15 protein-coding genes are annotated in these 12,635 nt (G+C 45.8%); 6 read left to right on the plus strand and 9 right to left on the minus strand.

The genetic code is table 11. The annotated features are described in order from the left end of the window. Positions 1-116 precede the first annotated feature (116 nt). A complete protein-coding gene (locus SYN_RS04815; protein WP_237671310.1) occupies positions 117-1,361 on the plus strand; it encodes an IS256 family transposase in 1,245 nt (414 codons plus the stop codon). An 82-nt stretch (positions 1,362-1,443) separates the two neighbouring features. Continuing rightward, positions 1,444-2,502, plus strand: a complete 1,059-nt coding sequence (locus tag SYN_RS04820) for a GGDEF domain-containing protein (protein ID WP_041584736.1) — start codon at positions 1,444-1,446, stop codon at positions 2,500-2,502. A 47-nt stretch (positions 2,503-2,549) separates the two neighbouring features. On the opposite strand, the gene SYN_RS04825 is transcribed toward SYN_RS04820, so the two are convergent. The 7 genes from SYN_RS04825 to SYN_RS04855 form a co-directional block, all read right to left on the minus strand. Continuing rightward, the gene (locus tag SYN_RS04825) at positions 2,550-2,855 is read right to left on the minus strand and encodes a PilZ domain-containing protein (RefSeq protein ID WP_011416933.1); all 306 of its coding nucleotides are present in this window, start codon (positions 2,853-2,855) and stop codon (positions 2,550-2,552) included. A gap of 51 nt (positions 2,856-2,906) precedes the next feature. Continuing rightward, a complete protein-coding gene (locus tag SYN_RS15720) occupies positions 2,907-3,179 on the minus strand; it encodes a YpsA SLOG family protein (protein ID WP_049749903.1) in 273 nt (90 codons plus the stop codon). Further along, entirely contained in the window at positions 3,163-3,300 is a 138-nt protein-coding gene (locus SYN_RS16755) for a YpsA SLOG family protein (protein WP_202943588.1), read from the minus strand. Before SYN_RS16755 ends, SYN_RS15720 begins: the two co-directional genes overlap by 17 nt. A 76-nt stretch (positions 3,301-3,376) precedes the next feature. After that, positions 3,377-3,631, minus strand: a complete 255-nt coding sequence (locus SYN_RS04835) for a YheU family protein (protein ID WP_041584737.1) — start codon at positions 3,629-3,631, stop codon at positions 3,377-3,379. 193 nt (positions 3,632-3,824) lie between these two features. Further along, positions 3,825-4,094: a hypothetical protein gene (locus SYN_RS04840; RefSeq protein ID WP_041584738.1), complete on the minus strand. Its 270-nt coding sequence runs from the start codon at positions 4,092-4,094 to the stop codon at positions 3,825-3,827. A gap of 233 nt (positions 4,095-4,327) precedes the next feature. Further along, positions 4,328-5,460, minus strand: a protein-coding gene (locus tag SYN_RS16040) for an IS630 family transposase (RefSeq protein WP_148202487.1) whose coding sequence is annotated in 2 segments (ribosomal slippage) — positions 4,328-5,031 and positions 5,031-5,460 — 1,134 coding nt in all. Because the reading frame shifts where the segments join, the coding sequence is not laid out codon by codon here. 331 nt (positions 5,461-5,791) lie between these two features. Continuing rightward, the gene (locus SYN_RS04855) at positions 5,792-6,820 is read right to left on the minus strand and encodes a hypothetical protein (RefSeq protein ID WP_011416940.1); all 1,029 of its coding nucleotides are present in this window, start codon (positions 6,818-6,820) and stop codon (positions 5,792-5,794) included. A gap of 894 nt (positions 6,821-7,714) precedes the next feature. On the opposite strand from SYN_RS04855, the gene SYN_RS04860 reads away from it, so the two are divergent. After that, the gene (locus SYN_RS04860) at positions 7,715-8,062 is read left to right on the plus strand and encodes a hypothetical protein (RefSeq protein ID WP_011416941.1); all 348 of its coding nucleotides are present in this window, start codon (positions 7,715-7,717) and stop codon (positions 8,060-8,062) included. Positions 8,063-8,334: 272 nt separating this feature from the next. Here SYN_RS04860 and SYN_RS04865 read toward each other — a convergent pair whose 3' ends face one another. Then, positions 8,335-8,616 (minus strand): hypothetical protein, encoded by a 282-nt coding sequence (locus SYN_RS04865; RefSeq protein ID WP_237671311.1) that lies wholly within the window; start codon positions 8,614-8,616, stop codon positions 8,335-8,337. A 579-nt stretch (positions 8,617-9,195) separates the two neighbouring features. Here SYN_RS04865 and SYN_RS04870 point away from each other — a divergent pair. Genes SYN_RS04870 through SYN_RS04880 form a run of 3 tightly spaced genes read left to right on the plus strand, consistent with a single transcriptional unit; the run spans position 9,196 to position 10,404 of the window. Continuing rightward, positions 9,196-9,393, plus strand: coding sequence for a hypothetical protein (locus SYN_RS04870; RefSeq protein WP_041585397.1), 198 nt, complete (start codon positions 9,196-9,198; stop codon positions 9,391-9,393). 9 nt (positions 9,394-9,402) lie between these two features. Further along, positions 9,403-10,026 (plus strand): SOS response-associated peptidase, encoded by a 624-nt coding sequence (locus tag SYN_RS04875; protein ID WP_011416944.1) that lies wholly within the window; start codon positions 9,403-9,405, stop codon positions 10,024-10,026. Between the two features lie 12 nt (positions 10,027-10,038). After that, entirely contained in the window at positions 10,039-10,404 is a 366-nt protein-coding gene (locus SYN_RS04880) for a hypothetical protein (protein ID WP_011416945.1), read from the plus strand. Between the two features lie 1,273 nt (positions 10,405-11,677). Here SYN_RS04880 and SYN_RS04885 read toward each other — a convergent pair. Further along, complete coding sequence (locus SYN_RS04885; RefSeq protein ID WP_148202488.1) at positions 11,678-12,475, minus strand: hypothetical protein; 798 nt, start codon at positions 12,473-12,475, stop codon at positions 11,678-11,680. Positions 12,476-12,635 lie beyond the last annotated feature (160 nt).

Raw genomic sequence — 12,635 nt, forward strand, 5'->3', positions numbered from 1 at the left:
ACGCCTTCTTTCTATCCTGTCCACAACTTTGGGTTATATCTCGAAGGGTAGTAAAAAAGGCGCTTTTCCTTTACAAGGGTTTGTCCCCACAAACCTGAATGAAAGGAGAAAGCGCCATGAAACTGGAAGTAACGGTATCTGAGATTACGGATATATTCAAGGAGATTCAAGAGCAGCCGGGGAAATTGTTTGAGATGATTCGCTTGGATATCAGAGAGGTTGTTGGCAACTATCTTACAGAGATGATGAATGCGGAGTTGACCCATTATCTGGGAAGAGAGCCGTATGTCCGGGTGGAGGGAAAGAGAGCAAATCATCGCAATGGTTCCTATGGCCGTGGTTTTACCCTCAAAGGGATTGGTGAAGTCCATGTGGATATTCCCAGGGATCGTAACGGTGAGTTCAAGACAACCGTTATTCCTCGGAGCAAACAGTATGAAGAGGAGGTGGCCAGGGACTTCAGCATTTTATTTCTAGCCGGCGTCAGCACCAGGACCCTGTCCATGCTATCCGAGAGGCTTATAGGACGGAAGATTTCTCCGGCGGAAATCAGCAGCGCAAGCAGCGATCTCAATGAGGCCGTCGAAACGTGGCGTCGGCGGGATTTATCAGAGGAACCGGTCAAGTACCTGTTTATTGATGGCGTCCACTTCCATATGCGTATGGGAAGAACCATCGAGAGTATTCCAGTCTTGGTGGCCATCGGTGTGACGGAGACCGGGCAGAAACTGGTACTGAGTCTCCAGGCCGGGGACAAAGAATCTGCAACCTCCTGGCGGGAGTTTTTCAAAGACTTGAAATCCCGTGGAATGAAAGGAGGAAACGTCACCTTGGGGATAATGGATGGATTGCCGGGTTTGGAGACCGTTTTCAGAGAAGAGTTTCCGCAGGCGAAAACACAGCGTTGCCAAGTCCATGTAGCCCGGAATGTCCTGGCCAAGGTATCGAAAAAGTTCAAAAAGGATGTGGCGAATGATCTGCGTTCCATCTTCTATGCACCTTCACGGGAGACGGCATGGGCATGTTTTGAAGCCTTTATAAAAAGATGGGAAAAGACGCTTCCGTCAGCAGTTGAATGCCTGAAGCGCAGCATCGACGCCTGTTTAACCTTTTTCAATTTTCCTTCCGAGGAATGGATTTCGTTAAGAACAACAAACATCATCGAACGGTTAAACAAAGAGTTTCGACGTCGGACCAAGGTCATGGAAATTGTGGCTGGAGAAACAGCATGCTATCGCATCCTGGCCTACATATCTTTAAAAATGGAATTGCATTGGAGGTCGAATCCCGTAGGAAAAGTGCGCAAGAACCTGCCTTTCTTCAAAGAGCTGGCCTATGAAAATTTCACACAAAAAAATTGACAGTACCTGCGAGAAGCTTCTTCAAAAGCAATCAATGGTCAGGTTCTGCAAACACAGCATGTAATCCAAAGTGAAGGTTTTTATGGCAAAAGATCGCGACACAATGACAACCGTTGAGCGGGAGGAACTCCGAGGAATCTCTCGATCAGTGGCGGAAATCGAATGGCTGCAGCTTATCATTGTCCTGCTTTATTATGCCTTTGGCGGTATTGCAGACGAAGATAAGCCGATCGTCGTCCTTTCTCTTGTTTTCTATGCCGCTTTCATCATGGGTTTCCGCTACGCAAATTTTTTTAAACAGGAATCCCGCTGGAAACTGGCAGTGGAAACCTGGATTATGACAGGCTTTGTCACCTTTGCGCTGTGGCATACAGGAAAACTGGAAAGCCCGCTGTTGAACTCCTACCTGCTGGTGATCATCACCAGTGCGCTGGCCCTGGGCAAGCTGACCACCCTCCTGGAACTGGCCCTGATCGGCACCTGCTTTATTTTCCTCGGAAGCCACTCATCTATAAATGAACTTCTGTCGCTGAAATACGCCGGTGGAATGTTCGCCCAGTTCGCTCCCTTTGTGCTGGTGGCGTACATCGCCACCATGTTTGCCTCCGATATCCGCTATGGTCTCAACAAAGTCAAGATGATGTCGGAAACCGACGAGTTGACTGGAATTTACAACCGCAGAGGTTTTGCCATCGTTGCCGGACGCCTTTTGGGACAGTCGGCACGGTACAGCCGTCCTTTGAGTCTGCTTTTGATCGACAGTGATAATCTGAAGAAAATTAATGATGAATATGGCCACCATGCCGGTGATCAGCTTCTTATTACCCTGGTTAATACAATCCAGGCTCAACTGCGTCATACCGACATTCTGGCGCGCCATGGCGGCGACGAGTTCATCATTCTGCTTCCGGAGACTCCACCATCAGGGGCCTTGGACGTTGCTGAACGAATCCGAAATGCCATTGAGACTACCCCCATCGTTCTGGAAGGCAAAATTGTCCACACCACGGCCAGCATCGGCGTTGCCTCATATCCGTCTGAGGGTTACAACATCGATGTCCTTCTTGCCCAAGCCGACCACAAGATGTATGCGGCAAAACTCGGTGGCCGTAACCGGGTTGTCATGGAGGTTGCCGTATAGACATTCCTGTCGCCTTTGTCATGAAAAAATTTTTTGATGAAAAATCTTCATGATTTGCGCAAGAGAAGCAGTTTGTAACTGTGCGATAAATCTACAGCGACGGACCAGCTTTTTCCCACCTGCGTCACCCGAACGACTTTACCAATCAAGTCGATTTTTCCTTGAATTTCCAAGTTTACAAAAATGTTTACAACATCTCCGACCGAATAAAGTTTATCAGAAAGAAAGCATAAACCTCCAAGTGAGAAATCCACAAGACAGACTGGCTTCCCGTCGACTTTGATTTCAGCCTGTACCGCATCCCCTTTTTCATCAACAATATTATAACGTTGATAATATCGATTTTCTTTCACAAATCCTCCATTAGACTTGATTGTTTGGAATTAACCCACGGGGAACATGAATCACACCGCTCCTCTAAACACAGCCTCCAGTAATTCCAAGGTCGTTTGATAGATCGCCGGATCTTTTCTGGCTCGCGGTCCGGCTATATTTAGTACTTGCAGATTATGAGAGCCTGTCCGTGATTTGACAAGAAAGGCGGGATCATCAATGGACCATTTATCAAGATCAACGTGCAGGCAGGGCTTTTTGTGCATCGCAGCAGGAAATTCCATCACCGCAGAACCACCCGTCAGAATCCAGAACGTTTTATTCTGTTCATTTTGAATAATCACTGGTGGGCATTTCCTGAAGCAGATACGTCTCTGGAATCGGACCATCTTCAGCTTTTCTTCCTTTGGGAACCCAGCCGCCATATGGAATGTTGTGTTTGATGGCGAAATCCAAGGCTGCCATGTCCGCACCGGTTATCCACAAGAGATGATTTTTGCGATTGTATTTTTTATGTTATCAATTGGAATGCATTGCCTTCTCAATCCTTCTCCAATACACCTTTCAGCACCGGATCATCTTTGGCGAAAATATGACAGGTTTGATCTTCTGTGTCGAATAAGATGAGAGCCCTTCCGGATTTCAATTCCTTGTATACCTGCTCCACTTTCCGTTCAAGCGGCACCTCTATTTCTCCATAGTCCGTTCCATCGCGGGTGACAAACTCTTCGATCAGAGTTCTTAACGTGTCCGGATCGAGTCGATCATAGGGGATGTTCAAGACTTGTTTCTTCATGGTCCTCCGGTGCAATGTTGAGTTCTACAGGGATGGAGGCGAAAATATCAAAGTATCTCGATCATAAACAAGGGTAACTCCCATGCTGGAAGTAAAGATCCACAGAATAGAGCTGAGTAGCCATTTATCTGCCACAACAAGAAATAATTCCAGAGACGTACGGAAATCGTCTCCTAAAATTTTAAAAGGCTGCTCAGCGACACCGGCAGTCGAACCCAGAATAGGGGAAATTATTATTTTTATCTGGTCGCAGCCGAAGGGTATGGGTGGGTACTTGAGAGTCCGCCCCACGCTTCTGTGTCAATCTGCATTTAGCTGGTAGAGGATTGACGATGCACTCAGCCTTCCTTTTGGTTGTCGTATTCTTACCCAACAACGTTCTCCGCCGTTCCTCTTTAGCCCAGGCATTGGCCTCCGCGTCCGAAATGAGCTTTTCATCGAAGATGTCAGCCCGGCTTTTCAAGAGTCTTCCTCCATCGCTACCAGTCGATGATGATTTTCTTGGCGGATAGTTGAGCCTGACATTGCATAAACACCTTATAACTGACATTAATTCCGTACACTATCAGATTCATTGAGTTTCTATGTTAATTTTTTATAGGTTTATATTTGAACATTTCACTTCTGGAGTATCATTATTTGACTGTGACGAGAAAACCAGCCGACTTGGAACAAAGAACTAGTACCACGTAACTTCTATAAATTCGGATAAAGACGTTTCAGCTTGATCCGAGCGTCTGAGGTAGTAAATTGCCAATCAATTATTTTGGAGCTGTTGTTTCGGTCTCTTTCCCATGCATCCACTTCGGCCTGCATGGTTTCCATGTCGGCGATCCGTCGATCAAGGCATTGACCATTCAGAACGCTGAGTTCAATTTCTGCCATGTTGAGCCAGCTTCCATGCTTCGGCGTATAATGGATGTCAAGCCGTTCCGCCAGGCGTCTGGCCTCCTTGGGCTCAAATGTTTCATAGAGTGAGGCGATATTGTGCGTATTCAAATTGTCCATAACCAGTCGCACTTTGATTGCGTCAGGATAGCGTTCATCAAGCATCTGTTTGATCTGCAACGCCCAATCCTTCCTGGTGCGGCGTTCCGTCACCGCCACATGTCTTTTGCCCGCCAACGGTTCCACTTCCATGAATATTTCTGCGACGCCGTTTCTGACGTATTCGTCGTCAACGCGCACCGGTTGTCCCGGTTTGCACGGTATCGGCTCACGGACTTCTCCGATCATTTGCTTGCAAGACTCGTCCATGCATACCACCGGATAATCAGCATCATATGGCAGATGGTAGACTTCCAAAAGATCCTCCATCGCGGCTACAAATGCTGCGCTTCCTTTCGGCGGGATTTTCCAGTACTTGCTGAGGTGAGGTCTAAGTTCGTTTTTTTTAAAATCCGCTGCACAGTCATATGCGATATGGATGGAGCGATGTTCAGCTCGACAACCTTATCGGCAAGAAGTCTGACTGTCCATCGTTGGTGTCCCTCGGGAGCCTCTGAGCAAGCCAAGGCGATCAGCCTTGCTTCAAATGCACCGTCAAACAAGATTTCTCTTGGCGGTTTTTCCCGTGGTTTGCGCTCCATCGCAGATTCAAGGCCATCCGTTACAAACCGCTTTTTTAAATGTTCAATCGTGCGGCTTGTTATTCCAAGCGCCTTTGCAATGTCGGCAACATTCCATGCCGGCCCATCAATTCCGGCGTCACAAAGCAATAAAGCCCGGGCATGTATAACTCTTCTCGCGTGTGTTTTTCCACGTCGTGTTAATGCCTCCAATTCTTTACGATCATCCTGGGTCAATGTTACTCGATATCTTGGTGACATGGCGACCTCCTTTATCATGGTGTCACCAGTGTATCACACTTTATACAAAAGCGAACTATAATATGTTACGTGGTACTAGAGAACTGGAAGAAGACAATTGTTACCTTTCTTAATGCATGAAGGTGTTTTTTTAATTAAACATTTGGAGGATATGCATTCTTTCTAACTTGTCTACAACTTTGGGTTATATCTTCTTCCCCATATTTGTTTTATGGATGATATCAGACCGATCTTTAACCTGGTACCATCATGCCATCAAACCCAACCGCTTTCCACGTTCGTGACGCTCATCAATTTAATGATCAGCACTTGGAAATGCATCAAGTTTCAATCAGAAAGGCCAGACCACCTTCAGCACTAGCGGGTTGAACACCGTCGTGCTCATGCAGTACGCCCCGAAAGGCATGTACGGGTTGATGAGGCAGCCTTTCGAGAAATTGAGCATCACGTGGGAACACCCACGCCATCTTGCTTGCCCCTCCACGGAGACGACCACCCAGTGTGGTTGACTGACATAGTTTGGGTTCGGTGAAAGCGGGCCCAGATCGTTGTCCCAACATCCTCCTGCAACAGCTATATCGATATTCTGCCCAGAATAATCGAACACCGTCTTCTCCGTTTCTTGGTACCCCACCCCCCAGCCGAACATGGGCCGTACCGAGAGCCTGCTATACAAGAAAATCCGCGCATAGAGGCTCTCGTACCATGCGTCATTGGCCCAGCAGTGGATACTTCCCTCGAAATGCATCTGTGAGGAACAACTCCAGAGAGATGAGGAGGGAGGGTCGTATTGAAAGACCCAGTAGACCTCAACCCAATCGGAATTATCGTATGCGGGGAAAAAGCCGACTAGGCCGTTGCCTTCCCCCCAATGATCGATAAAAAAGCTCTTACACTGGCTCCAATTGTTTTGAAGTTCATACCAAAAAAGTGAATGGTGCAGTTCAACACCATCCGGAATTTCGCCTAACAGGGTCTCGTCGCTCGCTATAAACAGCATCGCATAGGGGATCGGGTGATCGATGCGGGGGTCGGATGACCCCAGGTCATCCCTGAAGGGAAGATGTTTATGGCTCTGCGTCTCTGTAAGTCTGGGCTCCACGACTTCGGCGTAATGCTTCCGGTAGGCTTCGCCCTTCTCCTTAGACCAGAAGTCTATCTGTTCGCGGTCGAGCGCCAGCGTGCGCAACAAATACTCCTGTCCTGTCGAAGGGCAATTCTTGCGCCACTCGTTAGCTTGCTCAGACTCTTGAATTGCAGCATGGCGCTTCTCGGCTTCCACGATCAGACTATTGCGCAAGCTGATGTAAGACTCCGCGTAGCCTTCGGCACCGAGCGGGCGAATATCCTTTGCTTTCATTTTGAACCTCCTTTTTAAGGAACGCGAAGCTATTCCTGTTTACCTCTATCGGTGGTTGTTTCGATATGGACCCAATGAAGGGTAAACGATACGATTAACATGACAGCATCCTTTGCTCCGGTTCTTTACCACCAATTCTGTTAACGGATGTTCTGGGACGCCCTAAACGCTTGACCGCGTTTCTCATGCGTTAGTGTATATTGTCCAATTGTCGAGATGTTCCCAGCCTCTAGTGGGACTGGAGCTAACAAACAGTTTACTTGATCCTCCCTCTAAATCGGACGAGAATATCGGGTTTTTCTAAGTTCACCCCCCCCCCCCTGGACATGCCTGATGGCTGTATGATCCACACTGTGTTGTATTGAAGTGGTGTGGCAGTAGAAAAGTGAGAACGAGAAAATGAGAACAGCAAATATGTTATTACAAATACAGCATAGTGCATACTCACACAATCAGCCCCAGTATGAATTGTTACGAGCAAAACCCTGATTATAAGATAAGAATATAGCTTGTGAATAAGGGTAAGGATAGGTCTTTATTCACTTTAGGATCATTAATTTCCGATTAAAATATTGCATGTGAAAGAGAAGGCCTGGTTGATCCCTTACAGGAAGAAATTTTCGCAAATGACAAAGACAATCTTGCTAAACAGTTTAGAAACATCAATTTTCTTGCCTCTAAGTTGACACCTTTCTTTCCGTAATTTTCTGCTTGCCAATGTCGTTTCCACGGTCTAATCAGCTTTGATTAAAGTATTGACATGATGATTTCATATACATCCGAATCATTGGGCCTTTCTCATCCATTTCTCTTTATTTCGTTGACATGACAGCCTATATTTCTTAGTATTTAGCTATATTTTGTTAAACTCTTTAAAGGAAAGGAGGCCATTAAATGGCATTGGAATCGTTTGCTATCGATAATTATGAGGTTCACTTGGTTGCGCCTAATAATCCAGAATTTCCCGATGTCTATGGGTTTATCCATCTTTACTGGCAGGAGAAGCGACGGGCAACGCTTTGGTTTTATCGAGATGGCGTCGCCACAATTCCTGCCAACACCTTGTCCAGTTCCAGCGGTGATTTGATCTATAATGCTTATTTTGGACAAGCAGCTCTTCACGACAGCATCGATCTTTTAAGGAACGAGTCTGTATTTTTCCAATGGGATGAAGCTTCAAGGGCCGTACTTATTACCACAGGACAAGAACCAGTCGGCGAAGCGGAGTTGTCTTATAAATAAAAGGAGTTAAACACGTAAGTTCCTGCAGAGGATTTTTGAGAATTCTAATGGCTGCAGCGGAATAAAAAGGCTCCGGTTTTATGTTAGATGTTAATTCTTCTGCCTTCCTTCCACATGTCCTGATTGGATTGACAGGCATAAGGAAAAGGTTCATGAAGTATGATTATTTATGAAAGGAAATTAGGGTAGGATCAGGAATGGTTCTACCCTTTTTGTTTTGTAGACGTTCACCATTACCACTTCAAATATTGGATGGAAAAGGCAAGGCGAATTCACTCTCTTTCAGGAAGCAATAAACAGAGGCCTATGCGCAATCCAGTAATATCGCAGAATGCTTCGTCAATGGAATACTCTTCCACATCCGGTGTAAAACGCCTCATGATGTTGAACATCCGTCTGGAAAAGAGGCTGTAGGTCTCGTAATCTGAAGGCAGGATAATGAGATCAGGACAGATGATTTTTGCCTGATTCAGAGGAAAGCCTCGGGAAATTCCCATTTTCTTGGCGGAATAACTGGCGCAGGCCACAATGCCCCTTTCTCTGCCTGTTATCACGGCTTTCCCTTTCAACTCGGGATGAATCAACTCTTCGCAGGAGGTAAAGAAGGCGTCACCGTGTCAATATGCACAATGGCTCTTGGCCAGGAAGAAAGGCTGAAAATGATGTCGCTCACGACTCCTGTTTATAGAACATTTGTTCTTCTGCCAAGATGACAAAAAACTTATTGCCAGTGATTCAGTTAGATTATCTTGACATTTTTATCATAAAGTGTATTATTTAATTAAAAGAGATGAGCTGCAGTGATCGCATGAGTTACGTATCTGGAGCCGAACAGAAAAATAATCACAGGGTCTTCGTGGCGATGATCGCCCTAAATAGACCAAGATTTTGAAAGCGTGACTCCCAGAACAAGACAATACGGCACAGGCAGCTCTCTCCAACTGCCTTTTTAAAGATATTCCTCAAAATAGAAGAAAGGCCATCAATTCTGGTGAAACTGCTCGCTGAAATTGATCCTGCCATGGAGGTGCAAGCAACTCCAGCCTCCGACCATTTAAACCTCCACGGCGGCCTTTCTTCTTTTTTTGTTTAACCCCCCACCTATTAACCTAGACATCTCTATAGGTGATCGTATGAAAAAAACAGGATTGACGATACCGGAAATTGCTATGATTGCCGGAACCCGAGTAATCGCTGGCGCTGGAGTTGCACTTTTACTCGCTGATAAGCTGGATATGAAAAGACGTAAGAAGCTGGGATGGGCGATGTTTTTGGTGGGGGCTATCAGTACAATTCCCTTAGCAATCGATGTATTCAGCAAGAGGAAGTAAAGTGAAGAAATGTGCGGTCGTTTTGTCCTCCTAACGGATTTGTCCGTAATCACAGAGCACTTCGATATTCAGGAGATTGCCTGCGAGTATAAAACAGGCAAGAATATCTCACCCGGTCAGTTGGTTTCTGCTGTTATTCGTGACGAGAAAAACCGCCTTGTCAATTTCCGGTGGGGGCTGATTCCATCATGGGCTAAAGATCCATCCATCGGAAGCAAGATGTTCAATGCCCGAGCGAAAACCGTATCAGAGAAGCCAAGTTTCCGAAGCGCCTTCAAAAGACGTCGCTGTTTGATTATTGCCGATGGATTCTATGAATGGCAAAAACTGGAGAAGTGGAATGTGCCGTTCTGCTTCAGCCTTAAATCAGGAAATCCTTTCGGATTTGCCGGTCTCTATGAAAGCTGGACATCACCCGAACAAAAGCAGATTCAAACCTGTACGATAATAACGACGGATTCGAATGAACTGATCATGCCGGTTCATGACCGGATGCCGGTGATTTTCTCAAAAGAGAGCGCATCGCTCTGGATTAACCCAGAAAATCAAAATAAAGAGGAACTGCTATCCCTGTTGAAGCCCTATCCGGCAGAAGAAATGAAGATGGAGGAAGTGATCACAAAGTTGGGATGATAAGGATCAACAATGAAAGAATACAGCTTTGAAGAAATGATAGAATATGACACGAAGATGGAAGGAAAACCGATAGCGATAGGTCAAAGAGTATTCGTGATGACTAACGAAGGCTACAAATTCGGGATTATCTTCCGAATAAAAGGCGAACAAAAGCCGGAAACAGTTAAAAGGATGGACTTTTCAGCCGATGGCAAATTTGAAGTTATTTTGACGGGAGGAAATGCTCTTTTTGACATTGTGTGGGACGACGGAACCATATCGCCCAGGATACCGGAAAGGCACATACGTGGGGAGGAGAAAAATGTTTGTTGTCTTGTGCCTGAAGTAGCAACTGCAGATGAGATAAGACGTCGTCTGGGGATTTTCTGGGAATGATCGAGCCAAAGATTTCCCGAGATTCAGGGCATCCTCTGCCGAAATAATTGCCCTTGAAGCCATTGGCGACGGCACAGAAGCAAAGAACCCATCAACGTGAAAGGCCCTTGCTGTAAACTCGATGCGCTGTCCGCTTGTCCTCCCCTGTAAATGCGATAATGCCGGTTATTTTCTACGCAAAACGATTTATTTTTCAGTCGCGAAGTCTTAAGCGCCCTACAGTGCTCTCTTGAATTCCATGCTCTTCTATATTGCGGCTTCCAACGTCTCTCTGAAGGTTTCCATATCTATATCCAATACATTGCATACGCCTACAACGAAAGGGTTGTCATCGAATAGGAAGGACCTTGCCAGTTTTTACCGACCTCCACAGCATTCAGAGTGATGGTTACCCCCTGGCTTGTAAGCCCCAGACTCATGCACATGATCAAGGTACGTTAATGTTTGCATTTTTATTCTCCTTTCCTTTGCATGCCGCACGTGTGGGTGAGTTGTAATTCTGTATGTTTCCTGGATCGCTTCTCTTGATTAAATCCTATTCTCGTAACCCATCAAATTCAATTGGAGTGACGTGATTAATTTCACTGATATTCGATAGCTATGCCGTAATATTTTTCATTTAGGGGCTGTTCTGGGGAATCAAAAATAAAATTTAATGGAATCAGCACTCCCGGGAAGTAGATCCCTTTTTTTCTCTTGATCGGACAGCTCCCGACCATCTCTCAACACAATTATGAAAAGTTAGTTTTTAATGAATTGGAATCATTGAGAAATAATCGCTGAATTTCATGGTTCCGGGTATTTATTAGGAATGAGAAGGGTGATAGTTAAGAAATTAGAATCATCGGTTTATTTGTCTGGATCGTTCTAAGTGTCGCAAGGCATTATTGAAAAAGAAATTTGCTTCAATTTTTCTTGCACAGTTACTTCCGTCCCGGGATCTGCAGCCTGCATTACCTCAAATTTGAGTTCTGTTGATAATCGGCTTCATCTACAAAGCTTTGAGTAACGATTTCCGTAGATCCATTGATTTCGGATCGAAATAAAATAAGATTAACAAGGTTCTTGTACGCGGCTTCAGCAAATAAAACTTAACAGTTTAACCGTCTCCTCCCAGGCAATGCAAGGAAATCAACGGAATGGACGGTCTTTCGAATACAGCAGTCGGCATCGTCTGTAATCGCCTCTTTCCCCGGTTGAGTATGTGTGAACAAATGGCCGCCAGCCATTTCATAAAGCTGGTTCGCTTATAGTGAAGCTTCAACGATGCTTATCACTGGATCACGGGTACGGTCTTTGTTGTCACCACCGTATCGGTGGCAAGATTTCTAATATCGCACTTGATAAAATTCGTTCCGGTTTTCCAGCCTGCGGACGGATGACCATTCGAGACGATTGTTGAACTGCCCGGCAGCTTTATCGGTACACCGTCCAGCCCTCCGGTCGTCGGCCCGGTCTGCTCTGCCATCTTATAACATTGTCTGCCCAGGAAGCACTGCGCTGCCGTACCCTTGTTTGTGATATGTACTCTATACCCTGTATCGGTGATAGCGATTTCTGTGATCTCGACATTCGGCGAGGGCAAAGCGGGAAGGGTTATCTCACGCTCCTTGTAGACCGTATAAGCGCGCTTTACGGACAATTTTAACTTCTGGGCGTGCATCCTCCTCTCCCATTGGCCTCTAAGGGGCTTCTGCTCGTTCTGCGTCAACTGCACTGATTGTGCCGGCCCTACTGTATGCCACTGTCCCGACTTCGTGTCGAATTGGTAAACCTCAACAGCGAATGTTAGGTCGGCATTGTTCGGGTTGACTATGACTGCATTCCACTCCCCAATACAGTTCAGTTGAGGATCCTGTACCGAGAGGTTCGTGATCTTGATATTCTCAAGCATCTTCCCCGTTAATACGGAACGGGTTGCGGCCGGAGCCGTCTTGGTCTGCGGAATATCTTTTTTCAAGATCTTCCCAGCCGGCTGCTGTGCGAGTAACGTCTGTGTCAAACCAAACAGAAGAAACATAATTAAAACTGTAACTGCCATTACTTTTGTAAAAGAGCGAATATACACCACCCTGATTCCTCCGTCTTCTTTCAATATGTATTTACTATCGCATTCACAAAATTTTATTTTATTTCCAAAACACAATGCAACAAATTCCTGTATAACAACTTCTTTTTTACGGAATGAAATATAGAAAGGACGGTCTTGCGTGTCAAGGGAATCTTGGATA

Origin of the sequence: Syntrophus aciditrophicus SB, from assembly GCF_000013405.1 — a bacterium.
Lineage (GTDB): Bacteria > Desulfobacterota > Syntrophia > Syntrophales > Syntrophaceae > Syntrophus > Syntrophus aciditrophicus.

Excerpts from the sequence above, each read along its gene's own strand:
- SYN_RS04815 (WP_237671310.1), top strand. The coding sequence starts at position 117 with ATGAAACTGGAAGTAACGGTATCTGAGATTACGGATATATTCAAGGAG.
- SYN_RS04820 (WP_041584736.1), top strand. The coding sequence starts at position 1,444 with ATGGCAAAAGATCGCGACACAATGACAACCGTTGAGCGGGAGGAACTC.
- SYN_RS16755 (WP_202943588.1), bottom strand. The coding sequence starts at position 3,300 with ATGGCAGCCTTGGATTTCGCCATCAAACACAACATTCCATATGGCGGC.
- SYN_RS04835 (WP_041584737.1), bottom strand. The coding sequence starts at position 3,631 with ATGAAGAAACAAGTCTTGAACATCCCCTATGATCGACTCGATCCGGAC.
- SYN_RS04855 (WP_011416940.1), bottom strand. The coding sequence starts at position 6,820 with ATGAAAGCAAAGGATATTCGCCCGCTCGGTGCCGAAGGCTACGCGGAG.
- SYN_RS04860 (WP_011416941.1), top strand. The coding sequence starts at position 7,715 with ATGGCATTGGAATCGTTTGCTATCGATAATTATGAGGTTCACTTGGTT.
- SYN_RS04870 (WP_041585397.1), top strand. The coding sequence starts at position 9,196 with ATGAAAAAAACAGGATTGACGATACCGGAAATTGCTATGATTGCCGGA.
- SYN_RS04875 (WP_011416944.1), top strand. The coding sequence starts at position 9,403 with ATGTGCGGTCGTTTTGTCCTCCTAACGGATTTGTCCGTAATCACAGAG.
- SYN_RS04880 (WP_011416945.1), top strand. The coding sequence starts at position 10,039 with ATGAAAGAATACAGCTTTGAAGAAATGATAGAATATGACACGAAGATG.